The sequence below is a fragment of the Mesorhizobium sp. WSM4828 genome, from assembly GCF_055811175.1.
The window spans coordinates 24950-50457 of the sequence record NZ_JBVVQK010000013.1; the positions used below are offsets into that span (position 1 = coordinate 24950).

At 62.4% G+C, this 25508-nt stretch carries 27 protein-coding genes and 1 pseudogene; 8 read left to right on the forward strand and 20 right to left on the reverse strand.

Translation table 11 applies throughout. The features are described from left to right. The first annotated feature begins 40 nt into the window (after nt 1-40). Nucleotides 41-1078 (forward strand): phosphatidylglycerol lysyltransferase domain-containing protein, encoded by a 1038-nt coding sequence (locus AC0L2X_RS16655; RefSeq protein WP_473555631.1) that lies wholly within the window; start codon nt 41-43, stop codon nt 1076-1078. A gap of 589 nt (nt 1079-1667) precedes the next feature. Here AC0L2X_RS16655 and AC0L2X_RS16660 read toward each other — a convergent pair. The 8 genes from AC0L2X_RS16660 to AC0L2X_RS16695 all read right to left on the reverse strand — a co-directional run bounded on the left by AC0L2X_RS16660 (nt 1668) and on the right by AC0L2X_RS16695 (nt 10488). Beyond that, a complete protein-coding gene (locus AC0L2X_RS16660; protein WP_473555629.1) occupies nt 1668-2744 on the reverse strand; it encodes an ABC transporter ATP-binding protein in 1077 nt (358 codons plus the stop codon). Next, nucleotides 2741-3541 carry an ABC transporter permease gene (locus tag AC0L2X_RS16665; RefSeq protein WP_473555626.1) on the reverse strand — a complete coding sequence of 267 codons (801 nt, stop codon included), beginning with the start codon at nt 3539-3541 and terminating at the stop codon, nt 2741-2743. Before AC0L2X_RS16665 ends, AC0L2X_RS16660 begins: the two co-directional genes overlap by 4 nt. Nucleotide 3542: 1 nt before the next feature. After that, entirely contained in the window at nt 3543-4403 is an 861-nt protein-coding gene (locus tag AC0L2X_RS16670) for an ABC transporter permease (RefSeq protein ID WP_473555742.1), read from the reverse strand. Nucleotides 4404-4469: 66 nt separating this feature from the next. Beyond that, complete coding sequence (locus tag AC0L2X_RS16675; protein WP_473555624.1) at nt 4470-5489, reverse strand: ABC transporter substrate-binding protein; 1020 nt, start codon at nt 5487-5489, stop codon at nt 4470-4472. An 83-nt stretch (nt 5490-5572) separates the two neighbouring features. Next, nucleotides 5573-7048, reverse strand: coding sequence for an aldehyde dehydrogenase (locus AC0L2X_RS16680; RefSeq protein ID WP_473555622.1), 1476 nt, complete (start codon nt 7046-7048; stop codon nt 5573-5575). Continuing rightward, nucleotides 7045-8103 (reverse strand): LLM class flavin-dependent oxidoreductase, encoded by a 1059-nt coding sequence (locus tag AC0L2X_RS16685; protein WP_473555620.1) that lies wholly within the window; start codon nt 8101-8103, stop codon nt 7045-7047. The genes AC0L2X_RS16680 and AC0L2X_RS16685 overlap by 4 nt, the downstream gene beginning before the upstream one ends. A 5-nt stretch (nt 8104-8108) precedes the next feature. After that, a complete protein-coding gene (locus AC0L2X_RS16690; RefSeq protein WP_473555619.1) occupies nt 8109-9908 on the reverse strand; it encodes an alpha/beta fold hydrolase in 1800 nt (599 codons plus the stop codon). Next, nucleotides 9901-10488, reverse strand: coding sequence for an amino acid synthesis family protein (locus AC0L2X_RS16695; RefSeq protein ID WP_473555616.1), 588 nt, complete (start codon nt 10486-10488; stop codon nt 9901-9903). Before AC0L2X_RS16695 ends, AC0L2X_RS16690 begins: the two co-directional genes overlap by 8 nt. Nucleotides 10489-10628: 140 nt before the next feature. Between AC0L2X_RS16695 and AC0L2X_RS16700 the strand changes: the two genes are divergently transcribed. Both AC0L2X_RS16700 and dusA read left to right on the forward strand, forming a co-directional pair. Further along, entirely contained in the window at nt 10629-11300 is a 672-nt protein-coding gene (locus AC0L2X_RS16700) for a GntR family transcriptional regulator (RefSeq protein ID WP_473555614.1), read from the forward strand. A gap of 200 nt (nt 11301-11500) precedes the next feature. Then, nucleotides 11501-12493: a tRNA dihydrouridine(20/20a) synthase DusA gene (dusA, locus tag AC0L2X_RS16705; RefSeq protein WP_473555612.1), complete on the forward strand. Its 993-nt coding sequence runs from the start codon at nt 11501-11503 to the stop codon at nt 12491-12493. A gap of 8 nt (nt 12494-12501) precedes the next feature. Here dusA and AC0L2X_RS16710 read toward each other — a convergent pair whose 3' ends face one another. Both AC0L2X_RS16710 and AC0L2X_RS16715 read right to left on the reverse strand, forming a co-directional pair. After that, nucleotides 12502-13206 (reverse strand): TIGR02281 family clan AA aspartic protease, encoded by a 705-nt coding sequence (locus tag AC0L2X_RS16710; protein ID WP_473555609.1) that lies wholly within the window; start codon nt 13204-13206, stop codon nt 12502-12504. 13 nt (nt 13207-13219) lie between these two features. After that, on the reverse strand, nt 13220-13453 hold the full coding sequence (locus tag AC0L2X_RS16715; protein WP_031193575.1) for a DUF1289 domain-containing protein: 234 nt from the start codon (nt 13451-13453) through the stop codon (nt 13220-13222). A 198-nt stretch (nt 13454-13651) separates the two neighbouring features. Between AC0L2X_RS16715 and AC0L2X_RS16720 the strand changes: the two genes are divergently transcribed. Then, nucleotides 13652-14650 carry a nicotinate-nucleotide--dimethylbenzimidazole phosphoribosyltransferase gene (locus AC0L2X_RS16720; RefSeq protein WP_473555741.1) on the forward strand — a complete coding sequence of 333 codons (999 nt, stop codon included), beginning with the start codon at nt 13652-13654 and terminating at the stop codon, nt 14648-14650. 4 nt (nt 14651-14654) lie between these two features. On the opposite strand, the gene AC0L2X_RS16725 is transcribed toward AC0L2X_RS16720, so the two are convergent. Then, the gene (locus AC0L2X_RS16725; protein WP_473555607.1) at nt 14655-16169 is read right to left on the reverse strand and encodes a sensor histidine kinase; all 1515 of its coding nucleotides are present in this window, start codon (nt 16167-16169) and stop codon (nt 14655-14657) included. A 75-nt stretch (nt 16170-16244) separates the two neighbouring features. On the opposite strand from AC0L2X_RS16725, the gene AC0L2X_RS16730 reads away from it, so the two are divergent. The 4 genes and pseudogenes from AC0L2X_RS16730 (at nt 16245) to AC0L2X_RS16745 (ending at nt 18840) form a co-directional block, all read left to right on the forward strand. Continuing rightward, nucleotides 16245-16862, forward strand: a complete 618-nt coding sequence (locus AC0L2X_RS16730; protein ID WP_473555604.1) for a thermonuclease family protein — start codon at nt 16245-16247, stop codon at nt 16860-16862. 41 nt (nt 16863-16903) lie between these two features. Next, on the forward strand, nt 16904-17515 hold the full coding sequence (locus AC0L2X_RS16735) for a glutathione S-transferase (RefSeq protein WP_352466226.1): 612 nt from the start codon (nt 16904-16906) through the stop codon (nt 17513-17515). Next, nucleotides 17455-18146 (forward strand): annotated as a pseudogene (locus tag AC0L2X_RS16740) (uracil-DNA glycosylase family protein). Before AC0L2X_RS16735 ends, AC0L2X_RS16740 begins: the two are co-directional and overlap by 61 nt. A gap of 202 nt (nt 18147-18348) precedes the next feature. Continuing rightward, on the forward strand, nt 18349-18840 hold the full coding sequence (locus tag AC0L2X_RS16745) for an Lrp/AsnC family transcriptional regulator (protein WP_006333679.1): 492 nt from the start codon (nt 18349-18351) through the stop codon (nt 18838-18840). Nucleotides 18841-18851: 11 nt separating this feature from the next. On the opposite strand, the gene AC0L2X_RS16750 is transcribed toward AC0L2X_RS16745, so the two are convergent. From AC0L2X_RS16750 to mobA, 9 genes are all read right to left on the reverse strand, one after another. Then, nucleotides 18852-19424 carry a DUF3299 domain-containing protein gene (locus AC0L2X_RS16750; RefSeq protein WP_292653568.1) on the reverse strand — a complete coding sequence of 191 codons (573 nt, stop codon included), beginning with the start codon at nt 19422-19424 and terminating at the stop codon, nt 18852-18854. Between the two features lie 68 nt (nt 19425-19492). After that, nucleotides 19493-20074: a GNAT family N-acetyltransferase gene (locus tag AC0L2X_RS16755; protein ID WP_473555602.1), complete on the reverse strand. Its 582-nt coding sequence runs from the start codon at nt 20072-20074 to the stop codon at nt 19493-19495. Next, complete coding sequence (locus AC0L2X_RS16760) at nt 20034-20738, reverse strand: DNA alkylation repair protein (protein WP_473555599.1); 705 nt, start codon at nt 20736-20738, stop codon at nt 20034-20036. The genes AC0L2X_RS16755 and AC0L2X_RS16760 overlap by 41 nt, the downstream gene beginning before the upstream one ends. 9 nt (nt 20739-20747) lie before the next feature. Beyond that, nucleotides 20748-21617: an NAD(P)-dependent oxidoreductase gene (locus AC0L2X_RS16765; RefSeq protein WP_473555598.1), complete on the reverse strand. Its 870-nt coding sequence runs from the start codon at nt 21615-21617 to the stop codon at nt 20748-20750. An 82-nt stretch (nt 21618-21699) separates the two neighbouring features. After that, nucleotides 21700-22527, reverse strand: coding sequence for an ABC transporter permease (locus AC0L2X_RS16770; protein WP_473555596.1), 828 nt, complete (start codon nt 22525-22527; stop codon nt 21700-21702). Further along, entirely contained in the window at nt 22524-23237 is a 714-nt protein-coding gene (locus AC0L2X_RS16775; protein ID WP_473555594.1) for an ABC transporter permease, read from the reverse strand. Before AC0L2X_RS16775 ends, AC0L2X_RS16770 begins: the two co-directional genes overlap by 4 nt. 118 nt (nt 23238-23355) lie before the next feature. Further along, a complete protein-coding gene (locus AC0L2X_RS16780; protein ID WP_292653573.1) occupies nt 23356-24138 on the reverse strand; it encodes an ABC transporter substrate-binding protein in 783 nt (260 codons plus the stop codon). A 213-nt stretch (nt 24139-24351) separates the two neighbouring features. After that, on the reverse strand, nt 24352-24861 hold the full coding sequence (mobB, locus tag AC0L2X_RS16785) for a molybdopterin-guanine dinucleotide biosynthesis protein B (protein WP_473555591.1): 510 nt from the start codon (nt 24859-24861) through the stop codon (nt 24352-24354). Beyond that, on the reverse strand, nt 24858-25487 hold the full coding sequence (mobA, locus tag AC0L2X_RS16790; RefSeq protein ID WP_352491303.1) for a molybdenum cofactor guanylyltransferase MobA: 630 nt from the start codon (nt 25485-25487) through the stop codon (nt 24858-24860). Before mobA ends, mobB begins: the two co-directional genes overlap by 4 nt. Between the last annotated feature and the right edge of the window lie 21 nt (nt 25488-25508).

Consider the following 25508-nt stretch of genomic DNA (forward strand, 5'->3'; position numbering starts at 1 on the left):
CAGCTCTTTCATCGCCCTAGCCGGCACGCGAAAGTCGACCATGCCGTCACTGCGAAGACGCCTCGATCGTTTCCTGGAGAACCGCGGGCCTAAAATACCGCGGCTGCAGCTGAACCATGTCGAGCGCCTGGCGCTGGTTCGTCGCCATGGTGATTTTTCCCTTGCCTATTCGACCACCGTGCAGAAGGGGCTTCACTACTTCGGCGATGCCCAGGGCTACATCGCTTACGGCAGCAAAACGCGACATCATTTCGCGCTGGGTGATCCAATGGCTGCCCCGGCCGATCGGCGCGACTATATCAGACGTTTCATCGAGGTTGCCGGCAGCCCGTGGTTCGTGCAGATCGGCGAACAGACGGCGCGCGTGCTTGCCGGGCTTGGCTATCAGGTCAACCGCCTCGGCGTCGACACCAGGCTTGTCTTGCCCGGACACGACTTTTCCGGAAAGCGCAATGAGACAGTGCGCTATTCCGAACGCTGGCTCTTGAGGAAGGGTTTTTCCTTCGCAGAGGACAACGGGACTGTCTTCCTCGACGAGATTGCCAGGCTCTCCCAGAATTGGCGGGCCGACCGCATCGTCAAGCGCTGGGAGATGAGATTTCTCAACAGGCCCTTTGCCGATCACCTTGGCGTCGATATGCGCCGTTTCGTCCTGCACGGTCCGGATGGGGAACTCGTGGCCTTGCTGGATTTCGATCCGCTGTTCAGCGACGGCAAGATCATCGGCTACACCACCTCGTTCAAGCGCAAGCACATCGATGCCTCGGCGCATGCCGAGATCGGCCTGACCAAGTTCGCGGTCGACCGCTTTCGCAACGAAGGTGTTTCCGTCGTCACCCTGGGCCTGTCGCCGCTTGTCGAAATCGGACCTAGCGGTTTTGCCGAAAGCGATTTCTGGCGGCACGCCTTCCAGCGTGCCTATGACTCGCCGTGGGTCAATCGCACCCGCTTCAACCTGCAGGGGCAGGCGGCCTTCAAGCGCCGGTTCCACGGTGTCGAAGAACCGACCTATCTCGCCTTTCGCAAGGGGACTTTTTTCGAAGCACTTTCTCTGCTCCGGCTGATCAGGGCCGTGTAGTGCCTGTTAGATGAGCGCTCGTCGTCTCCCGGTATGGTCGACCTCACACCGGCCAGGCTGGTTGTTTAGGTGGGGAAAGGAATGCCGCGGCGGATGCAAAAGACCGGCTGCGAAGCGCCGGACCATTCTGCCGTCGTCCCCAGTCCCGCCGAGGCACTTTTGGCAGCCCGACACCGGCTCCGCATCAGCGCGCCAGCGAGCGGATTCACTATTGCTGCTGCGCACCGCCGGGAATAACGAGAGTACCCTGGCCCGGCCTTGAGTATCTGAAGCCTATGAAGAACAAAGCAACGATGACCAAACAAATGACGATGACCGCGACGACGCTGCCAGGATGGTGTCCGGTATCTGGCGGTTGGACCATTGCCTTCCCGTATGGCTATCGCCACTGACCTTCTTCATCTTCCAACCGAGCATGACGACTGTCAATGGACAGAGGAGCTGCCCCCGCCATCCAATCAGCCGCCGGTAGCGCCGACCACGTTACGCGCTTGCCGACCGAAGTTGATGATGGACCGAACCACAACTTGTCCTAAGCACGCCTCCATCGCTGCGAAGCGTTGGATGGCGGCGATCCACCGCGGCTTAGTCAAGCCGGAAACAGGAACGCCGCCGCCGGATCGAAAAAGACCTGCCGGCTGCAGGGCGACACACCCTGCGATTGCATGGCGGCGGAGGTCGGCCTGATGTCAACCTCCTGTCCAGCGGCGGTGCGCGCGACAATCCGCCGGCGCTCGCCGTAAAATGCGATATCGACGATCTCGACATTCAGTTCAGCGCTCGCCGGGCTCCGCTCCATGCTAAAGGCTTCGGGCCGGATCATCAGCCTGCTCTTCTGGCCTTTGCCGAACGTGCCGTTGGACCTCACTCCGGATATGATCGAACCGTCTGTCATGCGGATCGTTGTCGTGCCGTTGGTGGTGTCGAGATGTTCGGCGGCGAGGAAATTTGAATTGCCGATGAAGCCGGCGACGAAGTCGGTCGCCGGCCTCAGATAGAGATCCTCGCCGGTGCCGGTCTGCTCGATGCGGCCATCCTTGAACAGGGCGATCCGGTCCGACAGATGCAGCGCCTCTTCCTGATCGTGGGTGACGTAGAGAATGGTGACGCCGGTCTGGCGATGGATGCGGCGGATTTCGCCCTGGATTTCCTCGCGCAGCTTCTTGTCGAGCGCCGACAATGGCTCGTCCATCAAAAGGATCGGCGGATCGTAGGCCAGCGCCCGGGCCAGCGCGACGCGCTGCTGCTGGCCGCCCGACAGCGCGCCGGGTAAGCGCCCGGCAAAGCTTTCGAGTCGCACCAGGGCCAGCATGTCGGCGACCTTTTTCTTCACCTCGGCGTCCGTCCGGCGGCGAACCCGCAGCGGAAAAGCGACGTTTTCGGCCACCGTCAGATGCGGAAACAGGGTGTAGCGCTGGAAGACCATGCCGATGTTGCGCTTGTGCGAGGGCACTGCAAGCAGTGATCTTCCTTCCAGCAAGACATCGCCGGAAGTCGGGTTCTGAAAGCCGGCGATCGCGTAGAGCGTCGTCGATTTTCCCGAGCCGGAGGGCCCAAGAAAGGTCAGGAACTCACCCTTGGGTATGTCCAGCGTGACATCGTGCACGGCGACAATCGCCCCGAACGCCTTGCGCAGATTGCGGATGGAGAGGAAAGGGTGGGTCATGTCCGGAACTTTCGCTGCAGCAGCGCCGTCACCACCATCAGGGCAAGCGTCAGCCCGACAAGCAGGCTTGAGGCGGCTGCGATCACCGGACTGAGGTCCGACCGCAGACTGCTCCAGATCTTGACGGGCAAGGTTTGCAAGCTGGGACTGGCCATGAAGATCGCCACCACGACTTCGTCCCATGAGGCGAGGAAGGAAAAGATCGCGGCGGAGAAGATGCCGATCCGGATCGACGGCAAGGTGATCCTGAGCCTGGCCTCGAGCGGGCTTGCCCCGCAGACGATTGCCGCATCCTCGATCGACTTGTCAAACCCTTCGAGCGCCGCGACGATCGGGATGATGGCGAAGGGCAGCGCCAGCACGGTGTGGGCGATAACGAAACCGATGGTGGTGCCGCCGAGGCCAAGGCGAAGGAAGAAGGCGTAGATGGCGATGGCGAAGACGACGACGGGCAGCACCATCGGCGTCAGCAGCAGGCCGCGCAGGATCTCACGTCCGGCAAACCGTCCGCGAACCAGGGCAAAGGAGGCGAGCAGGCCGATCGCCACTGCCAGGATCGCCGTCATGGTGGCGATTCGGGCGCTGGTCAGCGCCGCGTCGAGCCAAGCCGGATCGGCAAAAAGCTCCTGGTACCATTTGAGCGTCCAGCCGGGCGGCGGAAAGGCCAGCCAGCGCGACGAGCCGAAGGAGAGCAGGACGATGAAGACCACCGGCAACAGAAGAAAGCCGGCGACCAGCGCGGTGAAGCCGAGCAGGGCAACCCGCAGTCCACCCATGCGGTCATAGTCGAGCAGCATCTCAGATGCCTCCGCTCGTGCGCCTGGCACCGACAAGGCGCAGCTGCAGCGCGTAGAGAGCCATGGTGACGACAAGCAGGATGAAGGCTGCGGCGCTGCCGAGTCCCCAGTTAAGCAGCGACTGGACCATCTGCGCGATCATTTCGGCAAGCATCATGTTCGACGTGCCGCCGAGCAGTGCCGGCGTGACGAAGTAGCCGAGCGACATGACGAAGACCATCAGGCCGCCGGCCGCGACGCCGGGCAGCGACAGCGGCAGGAGGATGCGGCGGAACGCCTGGAAAGGGCTTGCGCCGCACAGCGACGCCGCACGCAGCGTCATCGGATCGATCGCCCGCAGCGTGCCGACCAGCGGCAGGATCATGAAGGGCAGCATGATATAGACCATGCCGATGGTGACGCCGGTGAGATTGTTGATGAGCGGCAGCGGCTGGTCGATGACGCCGATGGTCATCAGCGTCCGGTTGATGACGCCGGTACGCTGCAGGAGCACCATCCAGGCATAGGTGCGGGTGAGCAGGTTCGTCCACATCGACAGAATGATGATGCCGAAGATGATCGAGGCCAGTCCCGAAGGCATGATCGCCAGCATCCAGGCGACCGGAAAGGCGACAAGGACGGTGACGATGGTGACCAGCGCCGCGACCAGGAATGTGTTGAAGAACACCCGCGCATAGGTGCCGTCACCAAGCAGGGCAGCATAGTTCTGCAAGCCTGGCTCGGGCTCCGTGACACTGCGCAAAAGCAGCGCCAGCACGGGGACGACGAAGAACAGCATAATCAGAATCAGGGCCGGCAGCAGGCCATTGAGACCTGCCGGCACCCGCACCGTTCCAAAGTTCCGGCGTGTTTCGACCGACATGACAGCGACCCGGCTACGGGACGAGACGGTACGAACCGTCTCGTCCATTGCGGTTCAAGGGCGGGCTTATTTCGCCTGCCAGGCATACCAGCGCGCGGCGATGGTGTCGCGATTGGCGGCCCAGTAGTTCATGTCGAGATTGATCTGTCCGTCGACATGAGCATCCGGCAGCGATTTCACGGCATCGGCCGGCATCTCTGCCTTGGCCTTGGTGTTGATCGGCGCATAACCGCTGGCTTCGGCAAATTTGGCCTGGCCAGCGGGGCCGCTCGCCGCGGCGAGGAATTTCATCGCCGTATCCTTGTTCTTGGCACCCTTCGGTACCACCAGGACGTCGGCTGCGGTCAGGTTCTGGTTCCAGGAGACGCCGACATCGGCGCCATCCTTGTTCAGTGCGAAGACGCGGCCGTTCCACAGCTGGCCGAACGTTGCTTCGCCGGATGCGATCAATTGCTGCGACTCCGCCCCGCCACCCCACCAGACGATGTCCGACTTGATGGTGTCGAGTTTCTTGAAGGCGCGATCGAGATCCAGCGGATAGAGCTTGTCCGCCGGAACACCATCGGCCAGCAGCGCGATCTCGATGACGCCGGGCGCCGACCATTTGTAGAAGGTCCGCTTGCCCGGGAACTTCGTCAGGTCGAACATGTCGGCCCAGCCGGCCGGTTCACCCGAAACGGCGCCCTTGTTCCAGGCGAGCACGAAGGAATAGTAGAAACTGCCGACGGCGTGATCGGTGGTGAAGCGCGGATCGAGGTCGGCCTTCGGCACGGTCTTGAAGTCGATCGGCTCGAGCAGACCGTCCTTGGCCGCCTTGATGGCGAAATCCATCTCGACGTCGACGACGTCCCAGTTGACACTGCCGCTATCGACCATCGCCTTCAGCTTGCCGTAGTCGGTCGGGCCATCCTGCATGACCTTGATGCCGGATGCAGCGGTGAACGGCTCGGCCCAGGATTTGGTCTGCGCTTCCTGGGTCGTCCCGCCCCAGCTGGTGAACACCATGTCCTCGGCCTTTGCGTCCGTCGTTGCCAGAACTGTCGTTGCAATAAATCCGGCAAGGATGCCGGTGATGATCAGTTTCATGTCGTTCTCCTCTGTTGTTTTCGTTGTTGTCTGTTCGCGATCGGTCGTTTTCGCCTTGATCGCGCATCTCCGGCCAGCGGCGGCTACCGCATGACAAAAGGATCGGGAATCGGGTCGTCGGAGGTGCGTATCCACACCGATTTCGAACGCGTGTAGTCGCGGATCGCATCGAGGCCGCCCTCGCGGCCGAGCCCGGATTGGCCGTAGCCGCCAAACGGAACCAGCGGCGAGACCGCCCGATAGGTGTTGATCCAGACCACGCCGGCATGGATGCCGCGCGCCATGCGGTGGGCTTTTGCCAGATTGGTGGTGAACACGCCGGACGCCAGGCCGAACTTCGTGTCGTTGGCGAGCGAAAGCGCTTCAGCTTCGCTGTCGAAGGCAAGCACCGAGAGCACCGGGCCGAAGAGCTCTTCGCGCACGCAGGCAAGGGTCTGATCAGGCGCGTCGATAATCGTCGGCGCGTAATAGAAGCCGCCCGCCATGCCCGTGGGGCGGATGCCGCCGGTGACCAGCCGCCCGCCGGCGGCCAGGCTTTCAGCAACGATCTTCTCTATCCATTCGCGCTGGCGCGAGGTGGCGAGCGGTCCCATTTCGGTCGCGGGATCCTGCGGATCGCCAATCCTGATCGCCTCGGCCTTGCGCTTGAGCCGGGCGAGGAGTTCGTCCTTCACGGAGCGCTGGACCAGCAGCCGAGAGCCGGCGACGCAGCTCTGGCCGGTGGCAGCGAAGATGCCTGCAACGACCGCGTTGGCGGCGCTGTCCAGATCGGCATCGGCAAACACCACGACCGGGCTTTTGCCGCCGAGCTCGAGCGTCGTGAAGGCGAGGTTTTCCGCCGTATTCCTGACGATCTGCCGAGCGGTCGAGGGACCGCCGGTGAAGGCGACGCGGGCGACGAGCGGATGACTGGTCAGGCGGTGACCGCAATCGTGGCCGAAGCCGGTCAGGATGTTGACGGTCCCGGCGGGAAATCCCGCCTCATGGACGAATTCGGCGAAGGCCAGCAACGGGGCAGGGCCGTCTTCCGATGCTTTCAGAACGATGGTGCAGCCGGCCGCCAGCGCCGGCCCGAGCTTGACGGCGGACAGGAAGAGCTGCGAATTCCACGGCACAATGGCGGCGACCACTCCGATCGGTTCGGGCCGGATGGTTACTTCCATGTCGGCCTTATCGATGGGGACGAATGAGCCCTCGTGCTTGTCGGCCAGCCCGCCATAATAGCGGTAGTAGTCGCCGACATAGGCGATCTGGGCGCGGGTCTCGCGGATGATCTTGCCGGTGTCGCGTGTCTCGAGTTCAGCCAGCCGGTCGGCATTGGCGACCACCAGATCGCCGAGCCTCACCAGAAGCTTGCCGCGTGCCGTTGCCGTCATCGCTGCCCACGGGGCACAGCGCAGCGCCCGGTGAGCGGCTTCGACGGCGCGGTCGACATCATCAGATGATGCAGCGGGCATCGTCGCCCATGGCGCGCCCGTCGAGGGATCGATGCTGTCGAAGGTCGCCGCCACTTCGACGAAGCTGCCGTCTATATAGTTCCTGAATTGAGTGGTGCTCATCGCAATCTAGCTTTCGGCTCGGAAAAGGCCGGCATCACCCTGTCGATGAAGAGCTGCAGCGATTTCTTCTTGCGCTGATGGGAAAGGCCGCTGTCGATCCAGATCGAATACTGATCGTAGCCGAGCGCTTCGTAGGCCTTCAGCCTGGCGATCACCTCGTCGGCTTCGCCAATGACCAGGTTCTGCTTGATCTTGTCAGGCGCATATTGCGGCATGGCCCCGATCTCGTCTTCGGTCAGCGCTTCCATCATGCCCTGGTGCACCGGCTTCTTGTTCTGGAACCAGGCGCCGAACTGGCAGTAGAACTGCGACAGATCCTGCGCGAGCCGGTCAGCATCCGCGGCGTCCTCGGCGACGAAAGTATGCATAAGCAGCATGATCTCCGGCCTTGGTACGTCGGGGTGGGCATTGCACGCCGCGTTGAAACGCTCCATCAGGCTGGCCACTTCGTCATCGCCCGAGGCAAGCGGCGTAACCTGGACGTTGCATTTGCTGGAAACCGCAAAGTCGTGCGAGTTCGGATCGCGTGCGGCCACCCAGATCGGCGGATAAGGCTTTTGCAACGGCTTGGGCGACGAGGTGGTTGAAGGAAACGACCAGAACTCGCCGGCGAGTTCGAAGTCACCATCCCAAAGGCCCCGGATCGCTGGCACCATCTCGCGCATACGCTGGCCGGCACCCCAGGCCTCGAGGCCTGGGAAAAGTCGCAGGTATTCATAAGCGTAGGCGCCGCGCGCAATGCCGATGTCGAGACGGCCGCCGGTGATGACGTCGGCCATCGCCGCTTCGCCGGCAAGCTTGATCGGGTGCCAGAATGGCGCGACGATGGTTCCGGTGCCGAGCCGGATGCGCCTGGTTTTGGCGGCGAGCCAGGCGATGTTGATGAACGGATTCGGCGAGATGGTGAATTCCATCCCGTGATGCTCGCCGATCCAGGCAGTCTCGAATCCTGCCTTTTCGGCCTGCAGCACCAGCTCCTCCAACTCGCCGACAAGCTCGGAATGCGGCTTTGCCAGATCCGACCGCTCCATGTGGACGAAAAGCGAAAATTTCATCGGTTTCACCCGCGGCCGGAAAGACGAATTTGAGAAGAAGAGGGCTTGGCGAGCGGCCGGACTTCGCCTTCGACCTCGTTGCCGACATAGACGCCGAATGCATCTTCCGTACGTTCGCGCGCATAGCGGGCAAGCATCGAACGCACTGCGGGATCGGCGATCTTCAGATCCGCGATCTTCTCGATGTCGACAAGCCGCATCTGGCGATCGTCGGAATAGGGTCCCTCGACCGTTCCGCGATAATAAACATGCGTGCGCCAGGGTTCGGCGGCATCGTCCCACACCGCGAACAGGAAGCCGAGCTGGGCGTCTATGGCCTTGGCGGCAAGGCGCCCCTTGAGACTGCGCGCATCGTTCGGCGTGCCCAATCCGCGTCCGGCTGGCAATTCATGAAACCCATCGGCCGTTGCGAAGAACAGCACACGGCCCTCATTCTCGAGAATGGCGCCGATCTCCGTATCGGGGGGCGCCGCCGCCAGGGCCTCCTGGCTGAGGCCAGGCGTGACGTAGGTGCCTCTGCAATAACCGAGGGGCTGAGCTCCGTTGTGACTGAAGTCACGGACGCGGCCGATGAGGATCGAGTGATCGCCAGCATCGACCAGTTGCTCCATGCCGCAATCGAACACCGCAACGCAGCCGTCGACCAGCGGATTGCCGGTCCGGCCCGGTTGCCAGCTCACGGCCGCGAACTTGTCCGCTGCTTTGGAAGCGAAGATGCCGGAATGGGCCTTCTGGTCCTCTGACAGGATGTTGATGGCGAAACCTCTCGACGTCGAAAAAGCACTGTGCCCCAGCGCCCTCTTGGCGATGCAGACAAGCACCAGCGGCGGCTCGAGCGAGACCGAGGTGAACGAGTTGGCGGTGAAGCCGCGCGGTTCGCCTTCCGTGCTGATCGTTGTGACGATGGTGACACCGGTCAGGAAGGAGCCGAGCGCGCGCCGGAATTCGCCGCTGTCAAAGACTGCATCCGTCTCCGGGTTCACGCCAGCGTCTCCTGCCGTGTCGAGAAATTCCATGATGTGTTTGGTCACTTTTTCAGGTGAAGCCATTGCCATCATGTGCCTTTCTCCATTGAGCACGAGGCATTGACCGTGCGGCGCAAGCCTCGCCATCGCCGCCGACATGGCCGGGGTCGAATTGCTGTCTTGCGACCCGGTCATAAACAGGGCCGGTGCGGCAAGACTCGGGAGGGCATCGGCATGCTCGGCATCGGCACGGGCAAAGAGGCGATAGGTGCGCGCGTAGCCTTCGGGTTCGACCCTTTCAAGGGCGGCGCGCGCGGTAGAGGCCGCGTCGACAAGGTTCGCAGGCAGCGGGTCGCCGAACCAGCGGGCAAGTGTTGCCGCAATGGCGGAAGGATTGCCACGGGGGCCAAGCGCGGCCGCCCGCTCGCGCACGGCCTGCGTCAAGGCCGCGGGGCGGCGGAACACCGCGTTGAGGCACACGATGGCGCGAACGCGCAAAGGGGCGCGAAGGGCGATTTCCAGTGCGACCAGCGCGCCCATCGAATGACCGACGATCGACACCGACGCCACGCCAAGATGGTCGAGCAGGCGAACCGCCTGATCGGCGAAATCCGACAGGCTGGCTTCTTCCGGCGGCAGCGGTGAAACGCCGTGGCCGAGCATGTCGATGGCGATCAGGTCATGATGGTCTTTCATCGCCGCGATCTGATCGTGCCAGATCGCGGCGTTCATGCCGACACCGTGAATGAGCAGAACCGGCGCGCCGGAGCCGGCGCGGATGAAGCCGGTGCCGTCCGGAGCCGTGTCCCGGACCCATGCGGTGGCAGCGACATCAGCCATGCAGGTCTCCGACCTCCTTGAGGTCCTGATAGCGGTCGCCGATGCGATGGTGCGGGCGGCCGCCAATCGAAGCGCCAAGCGCCACCACCAGTTCGTCGGGCGCGGGCGCGTCGCCGATTTGGAAATGTACGGTCAGATAGTGGGAGCGGCGGCCTTCGTCGTTCTTGTCCATCAGCGGGATCATGATCGGGGTGTTCGGCCCTCCGCGCAGATTGGTGAAGGCGAGATAGGTCTTGGCGCCGACCGCGCGACGGTAATGGTTGCCGAAATGCAGCGTATGGATCAGCGCCGATGCGTGCTCGATCTCGCCAGCCGTGCCGCAGACCGCGGCCTTGCCATAACCCTCTATTGCCTCGCCGGAACCGGCAACGGCGATAATCTCGCGGGTCAGCAGTTCGCCGAGGAAGGGAGCAATGACACGGATCTCCGGCGACAGGTCGTCGGTGAAACCGCAGCCCGCCCAAGGGTTTGTCAGCACGGCGGCGACGCCGATCAGACGCAACGGTTTTGGGGCTTCCTTGCCGCCCTCGATTAGCGTGTTCTCGATGTAGGTGACGATCTTTCGAATGGCTGGTTTCATGAAAGTCCTCGGTCGCCATGGCGCTGTGCAACGCCGAAATCTTTACATCATCTTATGGTATACCATACTATGGAGCACCGGGAGCCTTGTCAATCGGCTATGGAATCTGTTTTGTGGCCGGATCGGGGTAGGGAGAGAAGATGTCAGGCGATACGCTGCGGATCGACCGCTCTGCCAAGACGCTGAGGACGCTGGCGCTGGAGCGCATGCGTGAAGCGATCATGGGCTTCCATTTCCAGCCTGGTGAAAGGCTGGTCGAGCGGCCGCTATGCGATCAGCTCGGGGTTAGCCGTTCCGTCGTGCGCGAGGTCCTGCGGCAGCTGGAGGCGGAAGGCCTGGTGCAGATGATACCGGGCCACGGACCCGCCGTGGCCAAGCCGGATCTCGGCCGCGCCGACGAAATCTATGAATTGCGGGCGCTGCTCGAGGGCATCGCGGCGCGGGCTTGCGCCCTAACGGCCACGGACGCGCAGATCGCTTTGCTCGATGACGCCTTGACGAACCTGCTTGAGGCGTGGGCGTCCGGTGCGCCTGTCGAGGTGATGCGGGCAACGACCAAGTTCTACGAAACGCTGTTCGAGGCCGCCGACAAGCGCATTGCCTGGGAAATCGTGACGGGGCTGAATGTCCGCATCAATCAGCTCCGCTCAATGACGATCGCATCGGAGAACCGCCGCGAGCCGGCGATCGCCGAAATGACCGAAATCATGGATGCAATCCGGTCGCGCAAGCCGGACGAGGCGGAGGCGGCGGCGCGGCGGCATGTCGAATCCGCGTGGCAGATCGCCCGCAACACGCTTCGCCTTGGCTGACTGGTTTGCCGCCAACGCGGTTCATCGTTCCATGGAAGGCGTCTAACTGGTGCGTACAGCGAGGTGTGTGACGTGACTAAATTGCTTTCAGTTGCGGCGGCAAAATCGTATATCGGGTCAGTTAGGTGAGCATCTCTTGCCAAATTGCTCTGTCATTCGAAACGGAGTATCGGACGGACTGAGACAGAGAAAATAGTAAAATGAATATGCTACGCCACAGACTTGCGGTGGCGCCGATGATGGATTGGACGGACCGGCACTGCCGGTTCTTCCATCGCCAGCTGACGCGCGAGGCGCTGCTCTACACCGAGATGGTGGTGGCCGATGCGGTCATCCACGGCGCACGCGAGCGGCTGCTCGGCTTCGACGACAACGAACATCCGGTGGCTCTGCAGCTCGGCGGCGCCGATCCTGGAAAGCTGGCCGAGGCGGCGCGCATCGGCGAAGCCTTCGGCTATGATGAAATCAACCTCAATGTCGGCTGCCCGTCCGACCGCGTCCAGTCGGGCACCTTCGGCGCCTGCCTGATGAAGGCGCCCGTGCTCGTCGCGGATTGCGTCGCGGCGATGAAGGCGGCGGTGAAAATACCGGTTACCGTCAAATGCCGCATCGGCGTCGATGAGCAGGATCCGGAACCGGCACTCGATTCGTTGGCCGACGGTGTTTTCGCGGCCGGCGCAGACGCGCTGTGGGTGCACGCCCGCAAGGCCTGGTTGGAAGGACTGAGCCCAAAGGAAAATCGCGACATCCCACCGCTCGACTATGGCCGCGTCTATCGGCTGAAAGCCAGAAAGAAAAACAAATTCATCGGCATCAACGGCGGCATTCAATCTCTCGCAGAGGCGCTGACGCATCTCGACCATGTCGATGGCGCCATGCTCGGCCGCGCCGCCTATCACACGCCAGGGATACTGACCGGCATCGATGCCGCGTTTTACGGCAGCACAGCTGAGCCGTTCGATTTTGCCGCACTGATCGATGCGATGGCGGACTACGCGGCACGCCATATCGAACAGGGCGGCCGGCTGGGGCATGTCACCCGGCACATGGTCGGGCTGTTTCACGGCCTGCCCGGTGCACGCCGCTACCGGCAGATCCTTTCCATCGAGGCGACCAAGCAGGGTGCCGGACCGCAGGTGCTCAAGGCGGCTTTCGCAGAGGTCGATTTCGGCAGGACCGCAGAGGCGGCCTGAGGAAAAACTTAATCCCGCAACACCATGCGGTCACCGCGTACGTCGAAGCCCGATAGCGAGCCGATGAAATTCATGCCGAGCAGGCTCTGGCCGAGCGTGCCGGGTGCGGCGATCATGATGGGCATGTCCTTGCGCACGATGCCGCCGATCGACAGTTCATCGGTTCTTACGGCGGCGGCGCGTGTCATGCCGTTGGCGGTAGAGATCGGTATGGTGAAGCGGAGAGCCGCCGAATTGAACCCGACCGCCAGCGCGTCCTCGGCGGTCAGCACGGTGCTGGTTGCGCCGGTGTCGACAACCGTCAGGATCGGCGTGCCGTTGATCGTGACGCGCGCTTCGAAATGGCCGCTGCCGGCCTTGTCCAGGGTGACGGTGGCATGGCCTTCTTCCACGCCCAGCGCCAGCGGACTGCCGGGAACAAGGCCAGCGGTGATGCGGCTGGCGAAATCCTGCAATTCATAGCGGTACTGATAGCCGGCGATCAGCGCCAGCACGATGGCACCCCAGGCGCCGAGGCTGCGGGCCATGGTGCCTAACGGCCTGCCTGATCTGAGCAGGCCGGCGCCGACGAGCGCCGCTAAAGCGCCAAGCCAGATCAGCTGGCTGAAATCGTAATTCTCAACGCCGAATGTGCTGCCGGCGGAATCGTTGAGCATGAGCAGGAGTACACCCGCCCCGATCGCGACGATCAGAATCCACAACAGTCGGTTCATCTCTGCGGCCGGTTCACGAGAGGGCGTCGCGTTCGCGTGCCATGCGGCTGCGACGGGTTTCCCGGCGGGGGCGTCGCTCGACCGTTTCCAGCCTTGCCGGCAGCTCGGCCATGACGCTGCGGCGCGTTTGTGGGGTCATGTCGATCCAGGCGGCGATTTCCTCGCGCGTGCGCCCGCAACCGAAACAGAAGCCGGTTTTCATGTCGATCGAGCAGACCAGGATACACGGAGATTCAATGGCCGTCATAAGGATTTCCTTGGCTAGCCTCCACATGGTGCAACGACAATGTCAATGCAAGCCCTCCGGGATGCGCCGCCAACGGGTGCTTTCGCGTCAATACCGCCAAGTTGTACCGGGGCCTGGAGGTTGTGCCGGCTTGAGGTTGTGCCGGCTGGCCAAGGCGGCTATGCCGCTAACCAATTCACACGGACGATCGCCATCGACATGACCAGCGCGCTGCCTTTCGACGATTTTCGCGACCTCCTGGTGAGCCTGCGGCCGGCAGATATGGCGGCCAACGCCCGCGTGCGCCAGCTGTTTGCCAGGGCAGACAAGACCAAAGGCTCGCTCGGCCGCATCGAGGACATCGCCGCATGGCTCGCCGGCTGGAGCGGTCGCGCGCCGCCGGCGGTGACGCGACCATTGGTGGCAATCTTTGCCGGCAATCATGGCGTCACCCGCTACGGCATTTCACCGCGCCCCGCCGCCGCCACGGCAAATGCAGTCGAGCTCTGCGCCGCCGGCGGTGCAGCGATCAACCAGATCTGCATAGCCAACGATCTCGGCTTGAAGGTGTTCGATCTGGCTCTGCACATCCCGACAGCCGACATCACCGAGGATGCGGCACTAGACGAGCGCGGTTGCGCCGCCACCATGGCCTTCGGCATGGAAGCGATTGCCGGCGGCACCGACCTGCTTTGCCTTGGCGACCTCGGCGTCGGCAATTCGACTGTTGCCGCGGCGCTTTGCACGGCACTGTTCGGCGGCACCGGCGCCGACTGGGTTGGCCCTGGATCAGGGGCCGACGCGGCGATGCAGAGGCGCAAGGCGGAGGTAGTCGATGCCGCGATCGCGTTTCACGGCGCGAGCCTCAAGGACCCGCTGGAAGCGCTGCGCCGCGTCGGCGGACGAGAATTCGCGGCGATCTGCGGCGCCATTCTGGCGGCGCGGATGCAGAAGATCCCTGTGCTGCTCGACGGGTTTGCGGTAACCGCGGCCGCTGGTGTCCTACATGCCGCCAACCCCGCCGCGCTCGATCATTGTCTCCTTGCAAGCCTGTCGCCGGAGCCTGGTCATGCCAAGGCCGCCGAGCGCCTCGGCCTTCGCCCGCTGCTCGATCTGGGCGTCAGTCAAGGCGAGGGGGTAGGGGCGGCTCTTGCCGCCGGCCTGGTCAAGGCGGCCGCGCTGACCAGCTCCGGCATGGCAGCCGCGGTCCGCGGTTAAGCATTCAGCGCCGGCGCGAAGCAACCGCCTTGGTCGGCAGCGCCGGCAGTTCCTCCATCACCCGGCTCAGCGGGAAGATGGCGATCGCCTCGGTGCCTTCGCGTAGCCTGGAATGGAGCTGGAATTCGCCGCCATGCATGGCCAGCAGGCCTTGCACGATCGGCAGGCCAAGCCCGGTGCCCTGTTCGGCGCTCTTGATGGCGATCGAGCCCTGGCCGAAGGCCGAGAGCACGATCGGAATCTCGTCTTCCGGTATGCCCGGCCCATTGTCCTTGACGGAGAGATATTGCCCGCCGCCCGCCGTCCAGCCGACGCGCACGCGGATTTCGCCGCCGGTCGCGGTGAACTTGATGGCATTGGACAAGAGGTTGAGCGCAATCTGCCGCACCGCGCGTTCGTCGGCGAACAGGCGCGGCAAGGCGTTTTCGAAATCCTGGACGATGCGGATGTCCTTGTTGCGCGCCTTCAGCTCCATCATGTGGCAGCAATCCTCGACGACGGAGAGCAGCATCATCGGCTCCTCGTTGAGCTGGTAGCGGCCCGCTTCGATGCGCGACAAATCGAGAATTTCGTTGATCAGGTCGAGCAGATGCTGTCCGGAGTCATGCACGTCACGGGCATAGTCGCGATAGGTCGGGTTGCTCATCGGGCCGAGCACCTCGTTGGCCATCACTTCGGAAAAGCCGAGAATGGCGTTGAGCGGTGTGCGCAGTTCGTGGCTCATCGAGGCCAGGAAACGCGATTTCGCCAGATTGGCGTCTTCCGCCCGCCGCCGTGCCTCGTCCGACATCGATTTCGCCGTCTCCAATTCGGCGATCAGCGCATCCTTTTCGGAGCGGAACGAAAGCAGCATCAGCGAGGAACGGTTGAGCTGGCGCGCCACATAGGCGAAGAAAGGCAGCGACGCGATCAGCAAACCGGCCATGATCACTTCGACCGGCATCCATAATTTTGCGCTGGCATAGGCATAGATGGCGGCCGGGAGGGCGAAGGTCGCCAACAGCGCGCCGCGCAGGGACGATGCCAGGATCGCGGTTGCCGACATGGCGAGCAGCAGCACCACCGCCTTGGCGACCTGGAACTGATCGATTTGGCAAGTTTCGCAGCCGAGCCATGCGAACCAGGCCCAGCCAAGCCCGCAAAGAAAATGGCCGATCAGGAAATCCCTATGCGTCTCCAGCGGGTTGAGCTCGGACGCTTGAGTGACGCGTCTCGCCATGAATGCAACGATGGTATAGCAGATGAATGTGAACAGCGCCCAGACGCCGATCTCCTTGCCGATGCCCGCGAGCAAGCCTGCCGCGGCCGTTGCCAGAACGAGCAGCGGGATGACGATCACGCCGCCGGTCATCGAAAGCGCGTGGAGCTTCAACAGCTCGCGGTCGAAGTCGGGATTTCCGGCTTGCTGCGAAAGACGGTCGCGCGTCTTGCGGACCGCGCGCGCGACATCGCTGTTGCGATGGCGTTTCCTGCGGTCCACAATAAACTTGTCCGCCGTGGTCGAGCGTTGCAGGGGCATGAAGTCTTCAATTTACGCGGGCAGCAATTTCAAATCGTTAAGCTACGTTCGAATGATTAACCAACGGTTTGCCATATGAGCCGTTCGTGGTCGCGATGGCCGCGCCCGCGATACTATGCGCCGCGTCCCCTGTGGCGCAGGCTGATGGACTATGGGCTGACACTCACCGTGCTCGGCTTGCTGATCCTCCTGGCGGCGCGCCTCGACCGGGTGGAGACGCGCAAGACGGAGGGCGCGGCCATTGTCAATGACGGCGATAGCATCACGCTCGGCAGCGAGCGCATCCGCATGCGTGGCATCGACGCCCCGGAATATTCGCAGATCTGCCGCAAGGACGGTGCCGATTATCCCTGCGGCAAGCTGGCGCGGCAGTCCCTGGTGCGGTTGATAGCCGGCAAAGCCGTCTCCTGCAGCGGCTGGCAGCGCGACCGCTACGGCAGGCTGCTCGGCGACTGCAAGGTCGGCGGCAAGGATCTCAACCGCGCGCAGGTCGAGGCCGGCTGGGCGGTCGCCTTTGGCGATTTCGAGACCGAGGAAGCTGCTGCGCGCGCGGGCAAAGCCGGCATCTGGGCCGGAACTTTCGACGAGCCGAAGAACTGGCGCGAGAGCCACGGCCACGAGATGGTCGAAAGAAAGCACGGCACCTTGGCGTCGATCGGCGATGCCTTGCGCGAAATTTTTCGCTTCTGGTGAGCTGTGCCTATAGTTCGTCGAGACGGACGAGGAGGATAGAGATGAAGCTGTTCGACGGCGGGCGCGCGCCCAATCCACGTCGGGTTCGGATTTTTCTGGCCGAAAAGGGACTTCAGGTGCCGCTGGTGCCCGTCGACATGGGCGCGCTGGAGCACAAAGAGCAGCCGGTCAGCTCGCGCAATCCGCTGAAGCGTCTGCCGGTGCTCGAGCTCGACGATGGCACCATCATCACCGAATCCGTCGCAATCTGTCGTTACTTCGAGGAGCTGCACCCCGAGCCGGCTTTGTTCGGGCGTGGCGCGCTCGGCAAGGCGATCGTCGAGATGTGGCAAAGACGTGTGGAGTTCAATCTGTTCGGCTGCGTCGCCGCGGCGTTCCGGCATATCCACCCCGCAATGAGGGAATGGGAGATCCCGCAAATCCCCGAATGGGGTGAGGCCAACAAGCCGAAGGCGATCGAATTCCTGAGATTTCTGGACACTGAGCTCGCCGGCAGGGAATTCGTCGCCGGTGATGCCTATTCGATCGCCGACATCACCGGGCTGGTCGCCATCGACTTCATGAAGCCGGCTCGCATCAAGGTACCCGAAGAGTGCACCAACGTGCTGCGCTGGTATCGAGAAATCTCCAGCCGGCCGAGTGCAGCCGCCTGACAATGAGTTCCGAATGAGCGAAGAGCTGGAAGCCCTGGCGGCGAGGGTACGCGCCTGCCGCATCTGCGTCGATAGGCCGGCCGGCAGGCCGTTGCCGCACCAACCGCGGCCCGTGCTCAGGCCATCTTCGAGCGCACGTATCCTGATTGCCAGCCAGGCGCCGGGTACCAAGGTCCACGTGTCAGGCATGCCGTTCACCGACGCCTCCGGCGACCGACTGCGAAGCTGGCTAGGCGTCGGCAGCGAGGAATTCTATGACACGGACAAGTTTGCCATCGTGCCGATGGGCTTTTGCTTTCCCGGTCAGGACGCCAAGGGCGCCGACCTGCCGCCGCGCCGCGAATGTGCGCCGGCATGGCGCACATCGCTGATGGCGCTGATGCCGCAAGTCGATATGGTGCTGACGATCGGCATCTACGCGCAAAGCTGGCATATGGGCGCGGCGCGCCGTCCCTCGCTGACGGAAACGGTCATGGATTGGCGTGCCATCTGGGCGGCGGCGACCGACCCGAAAGTCCTGCCGCTGCCGCACCCGTCCTGGCGCAACACCGGCTGGCTGAAGCGCAATCCATGGTTTGAAATGGATTTGCTGCCCTTTCTGAGATCGGAAATCCGCTATCGCCTCGGCTAGGCATTCGGCAAGAAATCACTCGCTTTTGCGCTATTCAACAGAATTTCTTTCTTGTAATAGGCTTGAGCAAGAGGGAATATGGTAATCCATTCCTCGAAGCGCGTCGCGCATGAGGGGACGCGCGTTAAATTCTTGTTTTTATGCATGTCGTTGTGCCAAGGCCGCTGCGCACTTTGGACGACTTGCATCAGGGGAGCACCCAATGGACCGCCTCGATAGAAAAATCCTCCGCCTCCTTCAGGAGGATGCGACGCTTGCAGTCGCCGACGTCGCCAAGAAGGTGGGCCTGTCGACGACGCCGTGCTGGCGGCGCATCCAGAAGCTCGAGGAAGAGGGCGTCATCAAGCGGCGTGTCGCCATCCTCGATCATGAAAAGGTCAATGTGCGGGTCACCGTGTTCGTCTCGATCCGCACCAATTCGCACAGCCATGAATGGCTGCGGCGCTTTTCGGAGGTTATCCAGGAATTTCCCGAAGTGGTCGAATTCTACCGCATGAGCGGCGACGTCGACTATCTCTTGCGCGTCGTGGTGCCCGACATCGCCGCCTACGACGCCTTCTACAAGCGGCTGATCGCCAAGATCGAGATCCGCGACGTGTCGTCTTCCTTCGCCATGGAGCAGATCAAATACACGACCGAGATGCCGCTGGATTACATGGTGCTCGACAAGGAGTCCGGCGCCAACGCCGCCTGAGATTCTTCTGCTTAGTTCTTCTTTTTGTTGAGGAAAGTCCAGGGCGAGTTGACCGGCAGCGTGATCGTATCCGGCACGGTGTCGACGTCGACCACCTCGGCCTTGCGCACGGTGTAGCCCGACTGGATGACGCTTACACCGTCAAGGATAAAAAGCTGACTCTTCTCCATGCCCGGCTGCAATGCGCCGGTTACCGAAACCGGCTGGTAGGCCTCAGACATCCGGTAGGGTTGGGCAGGCGTAACGAGGACGATCTGGTTGGGCGGCGGCGTCGGCATATGGCTGCAGGCTCCCGTCCAGGGCACCAGCAGGAATTGATAGACGAGATCACCGTCGCGATCGACCGGCAGTGCATAGCCCGCGAGTTGTACGGTCTTGTCCTGCAAGTTGAGTGACAGCGTCTCGCCATGATCCGGCATTTTGGCCGCGATCATTGGCAGCCCGACGCTTTCGGCGGCTGCCTGGCTCGCCGGGCGCAGATCCTTCCAGAAAATATGCATCGTCCCGGCGCAAGCGTTGCCTGCGACAACAGACGCGAACACTGCGGCTGCAAGCGTCGCGCCTGACTTGAGACGGTTTTTCATTCCTGCTCCACTGCTGAGCCTTGATCTGCGGCCTATGCCAGCAAGTAAAGCTGCCGCTGTCGCCAAGGTCAACGTTCAAGCCGCATCACATGCCGGCGCGAGCCGGTCATGCCGATCTCGCGAAAGCCGCGGGCGGCGAACATGTCCCGAAAACCCATAAAGCTGTAGCTCGGCGACGCCTGGTCGACGGGATAAGCCTCGATCGTCGTGGCGCCTTTGGCAAAGGCGTGATCGATGGCTGCATCAAGCAATGCGCTCGCCAGCCCGCCGCCGCGCAACGCTCTAGGCACAAAGAAGCAGACGATCGACCAGATCCCCGCCTCGCGGTCGTCCTGCTGCCGTGACAGCTTGCGGTAGGTCTCGCGCGGCGCGACCGAGCACCAGCCGACGGTCCGGCCATCGTTCTGGGCGACAATGCCGACCGGCGTGCCGGCGTCGATCAGCGCCATCATCGCGCGTTTCTTCTCGACGTTCTCGACATGCTCGCGGCGGTCAAGATTGCGCCAAGCCATACACCAGCAGTATTTCGGCCCGCCGGGTTGCTCGAACAGGTTTTCGAAATCGGCGCGCGTCGATTGCGTCACCTCCGTGAAGCGCAGTTCGCTCAGGTCAAGCTTTTCTGTCAGCGAGCCGCTCAAGCGTCTTGGCATCGGAAAGTTCCTTCACGGCGTCCTTGCCGATCCAGCGTGCAGTCTTGTCCGTCGAGGCTGCCAGTTTTTGCGCCACGGCAAGGGCAGGGCGGTGCAAATTCATCGATCGCTTGCCGATCGAACGAAGCGCCCAGTTCACGGCCTTCTTCACAAAATTGCGGCCGTCGGTCGCATGCGCTTCGATGATCGACAGGAATTCGAGGAAGGTCGTGTCGGGTTCCTTCTTCCGGTGAACCACCGACCAGGCCATCATCGCAAAAGCCGTGCGCCGAACGAATTCCCGTTCGTCGACCGCGAATTCGGCGATCAATTCCCTCCAGCAATCCGTATCAACAAAGAGATCGGAGACCCCGTCGACGATATCCCAGGAGTCGAAAGTCGCCGCCCATCGTCTTGCATCCGCGGCGGAGAACCGCTCCGGATCGGCTGTCACGGAAGCGATGAACTGCGCCTCCATGATGCCTGTCTGCCAAAGCTCGAAGGCACGCTCATGGTTGCGCTTGATTTTCTTGGCAATCTGCCGCTGCACGCCATGCGAGATACCGAGCGCACGTTCGATCTTGATGCCGTAGCGCAGCATGCCAAGTCGATTTTCCTCCGAGGCGATCGAGCGCAGATGAGCGACGATTTCGTCGGCGCTGGATTGAGGCGAAAGCTCGGCCACGGTGAAGTCCTATTTCTCCAGCCGCGCCAGCAGCGAGGACGTGTCCCAGCGCTTGCCGCCCATCGCCTGCACGTCCTTGTAGAACTGGTCGACAAGTGCCGTCACCGGTAGTTTGGCGCCGTTGCGGTCGGCCTCGGCGAGGCAGATGCCAAGATCCTTGCGCATCCAGTCGACGGCGAAGCCGAAATCATATTTGCCGGCGTTCATCGTCTTGTGGCGGTTCTCCATCTGCCAGGAACCGGCGGCGCCCTTGGAGATCACCTCGATGACCTTTTCGATGTCGAGCCCAGCCTTTTGGCCGAAATGGATGCCCTCGGCCAGGCCCTGAACGAGGCCGGCGATGCAGATCTGGTTGATCATCTTGGTGAGCTGGCCAGCCCCGGCCGGTCCCATCAATCCGATCATGCGGGCATAAGCATCTATGACTGGCTTGGCCTTGTCGAAGGCGTCTGGCTCGCCACCGACCATCACGGTCAGCATGCCGTTCTCGGCGCCTGCCTGACCGCCGGAGACCGGGGCGTCGAGAAACGCAAACCCGAGCGCTTGCGCCTGCTGCGCCAGTTCGCGCGCGACCTCGGCCGATGCCGTGGTGTTGTCGATGAAGATGGCGCCTTTCTTCATGGAATTGAAGGCGCCTCCGGCGCCGGTCGTTACCGAGCGCAGATCGTCGTCATTGCCGACGCACGAAAAGACGAAGTCCTTGCCCTCGGCCGCCTCCGCCGGCGTCGCGGCGAAGCTGCCGCCATGCTGGACAACCCACTGCTCGGCCTTGGCCCTGGTGCGGTTGTAGACGGTGACGTCATGACCACCCTTGTTCTTGAGATGCCCGGCCATCGGATAGCCCATGACGCCAAGACCGAGAAATGCCACCGAAGCCATGTTTTCGAAATCCTTTCAAGCCTGCTTTCCGGCCTTCTTACCGGATCAGGCCTTCTTAGCGGATGAGATAGTGCGGTGGGAGTCAGCGGTGCAGATGGATGGTGATGCGCCGTTCGATCCATTCGACTGCGTGGCGCAACATCTCGACAATGATCAGGTAGACGATCGCCGCCCAGATAAAGGACTGGAAGTCGAAAGTGCGCGCATAGGTGAGCTTCGTCACGCCCATCAGATCGTAGACGGTGATGATGGCGACGATCGCCGAGCCCTTGATCATCAGGATGATCTCGTTGCCGTAGGGTCGCAGCGCGACGATCAGCGCCTGCGGCAGGATGATCTTCCACATCGTCTGCAGTTTGTGCAGGCCGAGCGAGGCGGCACCTTCCCATTGGCCCCTCGGCACGCTCTCGATCGCGCCACGCAAAATCTCGGCCTGGTACGCGGCAGTATTCAGTGAAAAGGCGAAGATCGCGCAGTTGAACGCCTCGCGGAAGAAACCCCACAGGCCGACCATCTCGAGCTCCGGCCGGAAGGAGCCCAACCCGTAGTAGACCAGGAAGGTCTGCGCCAACAGCGGCGTGCCGCGAAAGAAATAGACATAGGCATAGGCGAACCCCGAAAGGATCGGGTTCTTCGACATGCGTGCATAGGCGATCGGCACTGACAGGATCGCACCAAGCACAATCGAGATGGCAACCAGCAACAGGGTGATGCCGAGGCCGGATATGTAACCGGGTGCATATTTCTGGAAGAACTCCGGGTTCCACGCAGCGACCAGGTAGACGACCATGCCAATGCCGAGAGCGATCCACAGGCCGACCAGGACATGGCCGAGGATGCGTTGGCGCGACCAGCCGCGTGCGGGCGGCGGCGGCCGGTCGACCTTCAGCGTATCGGTGGCCAGGCTCATCTCTTGACCTCTCTGCCGCCGACCGCTCGTTCGATCGCATTGATACCGAAGGAGGAGACGATCGCCAGCAGGAGATAAATCAGGCTGGCAAAACCATAAAACAGGAAGGCATGCTTGGTGACGCGCGCGGCAACCCCGCTCTGCCGGAGGATCTCGTTGAGGCCAACGGCCGATACGAGGGCGGTGTCCTTGAGCAGGATCAGCCAGAGATTGGCAAGTCCGGGCAACGCGATGCGGATCAACTGCGGCAGCACGATCAGCCGCATCGTCTGACCGCTGGACAGGCCAACTGAATAGCCTCCCTCATATTGCCCTTTTGGAATGGCACGGAAGGCGGATAAAAATACCTCGCTGGAATAAGAGGAGAAAATAAAGCATAGCGCGATCATGCCGGCGACGAAGCTGTTGACGTCGGCGGACGTTCCGGGGCTCACCAGCCGGACAATGTACTGCAGGATCAATGGGATGCCGAAGAAGATCAGAAACAGCGTGAGCAGCTCGGGTATTCCGCGAAAAATCGTGGTGTAGATGTTCCCGGCCAGTCTCAGCGACGGCTCTTCCGACTGTTTGGCCAGCGCCACGAAAAAGCCGAGCGTCAGGCCAAATGGCAAAGTGGCCAGCGCAAGACATACCGTGACAAACACACCCGCGGCGATGTCGTCGAGCCAGCCTTCGGGTCCCCAACTGAGAAGCGTCAGTGCGCTCTGCATCCGCCGGCCTGTTCTCCTTGAGGCTCTTTGCCACCCGTGCCGCGTCACCCCTCGTGCGCGGCATCCTTATAAGAACGGCGGGAATCTCCCGCCGTTCACGTCGACCTATGTCGGTCGATCAGGACTCGCCGCCATAGACGTCGAATTTGAAGTACTTGTCGTTGATTTCCTTGTACTTTCCATTCGCGCGGATGGCGTCGATCGCCGCATTGAACTGGTTGACCAGATCGGTCTCGCCCTTGCGCACGGCAATGCCGGCGCCCGGACCGTGGATTTCGATAACCGGCTGGATTGTGCCGACCAGCTTGCAGCAGGCGCCGTCCGGCGAATCCAGCCATTGCTGCAGCACGACGACGTCGTCATTGGCGGCATCGAGCCGGCCATTGGCCAGATCGAGCTGGTATTCCTGCGCGGTCGGGTACGGCTTGACGGTGCTGTCGGTATAAGTCTTGGTCGAATAGTTGAAATGCGTGGTGGACGCCTGCACGCCGATTGTCTTGCCGGCCAAGTCTTCCTTGGTGACACCCTTGATGTCGGTGTCCTTGGGCGCGGCGATCGCCGGCGGCGTATTGTAATATTTGTGGGTGAAGTCGACCTTCTCGGCGCGTTCCGGCGTGATCGACATAGACGCGACGATGGCGTCGAACTTGCCTGCCTGAAGGGCTGGAATGATGCCGTCCCAGTCCTGCGCGACAAAGGTGCACTTCACCTTCATCTCGTCGCAGAGCGCCTTGGCAATGTCGATATCGAAGCCTACGAGCTGGCCGTCGGCTGTCAGATTGTTGAATGGGGGATAGGCTCCCTCGGTGCCGATCCGCAAGGTTTTTTCCTGGGCCTGGGCAACGCCAAGCGTCAGCAGCGCAGCCGATGCGGCGAGCGCGATACGCAGTGCAATACGCATAATGGTCCTCTCTGTTGGTCCCGGCCGTCGTTCCCGAACGGCTCTGTGGGCGGTGCTTTTGACCGCCCGCTGGCGCGATACTCCCATTCTTTCCCAAGAAAAAGCAACTGCAAAACCGTCGCTTGAGGGAAGGTCATGTTCAGAAAGCGATGACGCTGGGTCAGACGCCTAAATTGGAAAGTAAGTGGGCGGAAACTGTCTTCTGCCGCATTCTCAGCGCGACAGGCCGGTGGCGCGCTCGATGAAGTCAGCTATCGAATTCGTGTCGTCGAGATCGAAAACCGGCAAGTCTTCGCCGACAATGGGGAAGTCGGACGCGATGGCGACAATGTGTGGATCGCCTGCCGAGAGCGGTGTCCGGTCCTTGGCCTCGAGCCGTCTCGTCTCGATTTTCTTGTGCGCCTCGCGCTTGTACCCCTCGACCAGCACGATATCGGAGGGTGCCAGCCGTGACAGGATCGCGTCCAGCGTCGGCTCGTCCTCGCCCCGCAATTCGTGCATCAGCGCCCAGCGCCTGCCCGACACGACCGCGACCTCCGTCGCTCCCGCCTGCCGGTGGCGAAAGCTGTCCGCGCCGGGTTTGTCGATGTCGAAATCATGATGGGCGTGTTTTACAGTCGACACTTTCCAGTTGCGCCGGACGAGTTCTGCTACCAGCTTTTCGGTCAATGTCGTCTTGCCGGAGTTCTTCCAGCCGGTGATGCCGAAAATACGTCTTTTCATGGCTCGATGCTCTGCAACAGATGCGCGGCCTGGGCAAGGTCGTCCGGAGTGTTGATGTTGAAGAACGGATCTATCTCGGCCCCGCCGGATTTCAGGATGGGAAATTCCACCTCGACAAAACCGTGCCGGTCGATGAACGCCGAAACGCGCCGATTGTCTTCCTCGACGAGAAATTGTCGCAAGACCTGGCCGGAACTCAGCGGCCACAGCGCAAAGGTCGGATGCCGTTTGCCGCCGGAACAGGCGACCGCAATCGAGCCGGGGCGTTCGTCGGCTGCCGCAAGCAGCCGCTCGACCATGTCCCTGGGCAGGAAAGGCGTGTCGCCGGCAGCCGTGACCAGCGCCTGGCAAGTCGTGTCGAAAGCCCATTCGAGGCCGGTCAGGATCCCGGCAAGCGGCCCGGCATAACCCTTGACGGTGTCGGCAAGCACCGGAAGCCCCGTCGCGGCAAACCGTGCCGGATCGCCATTCGCGTTTAGCGCAAGCGGGCCGACTTGCGGGCCAAGGCGCGAAACGACACGGTCGAGCAGAGTACCGTCGCCAAGTGCAAGCAGGGTCTTGTCGCCGCCACCCATCCGGCTCGACCGGCCGCCGGCCAGAATGATCCCTGCGATATGTCGGCCCATCGTTTGCTGCCTAGACCCAAT

What these genes read in the sequence shown, in the direction of transcription:
- AC0L2X_RS16655 (WP_473555631.1), top strand. Translation starts at nt 41, where the DNA reads ATGCCGTCACTGCGAAGACGCCTCGATCGTTTCCTGGAGAACCGCGGG.
- AC0L2X_RS16660 (WP_473555629.1), bottom strand. Translation starts at nt 2,744, where the DNA reads ATGACCCACCCTTTCCTCTCCATCCGCAATCTGCGCAAGGCGTTCGGG.
- AC0L2X_RS16665 (WP_473555626.1), bottom strand. Translation starts at nt 3,541, where the DNA reads ATGCTGCTCGACTATGACCGCATGGGTGGACTGCGGGTTGCCCTGCTC.
- AC0L2X_RS16670 (WP_473555742.1), bottom strand. Translation starts at nt 4,403, where the DNA reads ATGTCGGTCGAAACACGCCGGAACTTTGGAACGGTGCGGGTGCCGGCA.
- AC0L2X_RS16675 (WP_473555624.1), bottom strand. Translation starts at nt 5,489, where the DNA reads ATGAAACTGATCATCACCGGCATCCTTGCCGGATTTATTGCAACGACA.
- AC0L2X_RS16680 (WP_473555622.1), bottom strand. Translation starts at nt 7,048, where the DNA reads ATGAGCACCACTCAATTCAGGAACTATATAGACGGCAGCTTCGTCGAA.
- AC0L2X_RS16685 (WP_473555620.1), bottom strand. Translation starts at nt 8,103, where the DNA reads ATGAAATTTTCGCTTTTCGTCCACATGGAGCGGTCGGATCTGGCAAAG.
- AC0L2X_RS16690 (WP_473555619.1), bottom strand. Translation starts at nt 9,908, where the DNA reads ATGGCTGATGTCGCTGCCACCGCATGGGTCCGGGACACGGCTCCGGAC.
- AC0L2X_RS16695 (WP_473555616.1), bottom strand. Translation starts at nt 10,488, where the DNA reads ATGAAACCAGCCATTCGAAAGATCGTCACCTACATCGAGAACACGCTA.
- AC0L2X_RS16700 (WP_473555614.1), top strand. Translation starts at nt 10,629, where the DNA reads ATGTCAGGCGATACGCTGCGGATCGACCGCTCTGCCAAGACGCTGAGG.
- dusA (WP_473555612.1), top strand. Translation starts at nt 11,501, where the DNA reads ATGAATATGCTACGCCACAGACTTGCGGTGGCGCCGATGATGGATTGG.
- AC0L2X_RS16710 (WP_473555609.1), bottom strand. Translation starts at nt 13,206, where the DNA reads ATGAACCGACTGTTGTGGATTCTGATCGTCGCGATCGGGGCGGGTGTA.
- AC0L2X_RS16715 (WP_031193575.1), bottom strand. Translation starts at nt 13,453, where the DNA reads ATGACGGCCATTGAATCTCCGTGTATCCTGGTCTGCTCGATCGACATG.
- AC0L2X_RS16720 (WP_473555741.1), top strand. Translation starts at nt 13,652, where the DNA reads ATGACCAGCGCGCTGCCTTTCGACGATTTTCGCGACCTCCTGGTGAGC.
- AC0L2X_RS16725 (WP_473555607.1), bottom strand. Translation starts at nt 16,169, where the DNA reads ATGCCCCTGCAACGCTCGACCACGGCGGACAAGTTTATTGTGGACCGC.
- AC0L2X_RS16730 (WP_473555604.1), top strand. Translation starts at nt 16,245, where the DNA reads ATGAGCCGTTCGTGGTCGCGATGGCCGCGCCCGCGATACTATGCGCCG.
- AC0L2X_RS16735 (WP_352466226.1), top strand. Translation starts at nt 16,904, where the DNA reads ATGAAGCTGTTCGACGGCGGGCGCGCGCCCAATCCACGTCGGGTTCGG.
- AC0L2X_RS16745 (WP_006333679.1), top strand. Translation starts at nt 18,349, where the DNA reads ATGGACCGCCTCGATAGAAAAATCCTCCGCCTCCTTCAGGAGGATGCG.
- AC0L2X_RS16750 (WP_292653568.1), bottom strand. Translation starts at nt 19,424, where the DNA reads ATGAAAAACCGTCTCAAGTCAGGCGCGACGCTTGCAGCCGCAGTGTTC.
- AC0L2X_RS16755 (WP_473555602.1), bottom strand. Translation starts at nt 20,074, where the DNA reads ATGCCAAGACGCTTGAGCGGCTCGCTGACAGAAAAGCTTGACCTGAGC.
- AC0L2X_RS16765 (WP_473555598.1), bottom strand. Translation starts at nt 21,617, where the DNA reads ATGGCTTCGGTGGCATTTCTCGGTCTTGGCGTCATGGGCTATCCGATG.
- AC0L2X_RS16770 (WP_473555596.1), bottom strand. Translation starts at nt 22,527, where the DNA reads ATGAGCCTGGCCACCGATACGCTGAAGGTCGACCGGCCGCCGCCGCCC.
- AC0L2X_RS16775 (WP_473555594.1), bottom strand. Translation starts at nt 23,237, where the DNA reads ATGCAGAGCGCACTGACGCTTCTCAGTTGGGGACCCGAAGGCTGGCTC.
- AC0L2X_RS16780 (WP_292653573.1), bottom strand. Translation starts at nt 24,138, where the DNA reads ATGCGTATTGCACTGCGTATCGCGCTCGCCGCATCGGCTGCGCTGCTG.
- mobB (WP_473555591.1), bottom strand. Translation starts at nt 24,861, where the DNA reads ATGAAAAGACGTATTTTCGGCATCACCGGCTGGAAGAACTCCGGCAAG.
- mobA (WP_352491303.1), bottom strand. Translation starts at nt 25,487, where the DNA reads ATGGGCCGACATATCGCAGGGATCATTCTGGCCGGCGGCCGGTCGAGC.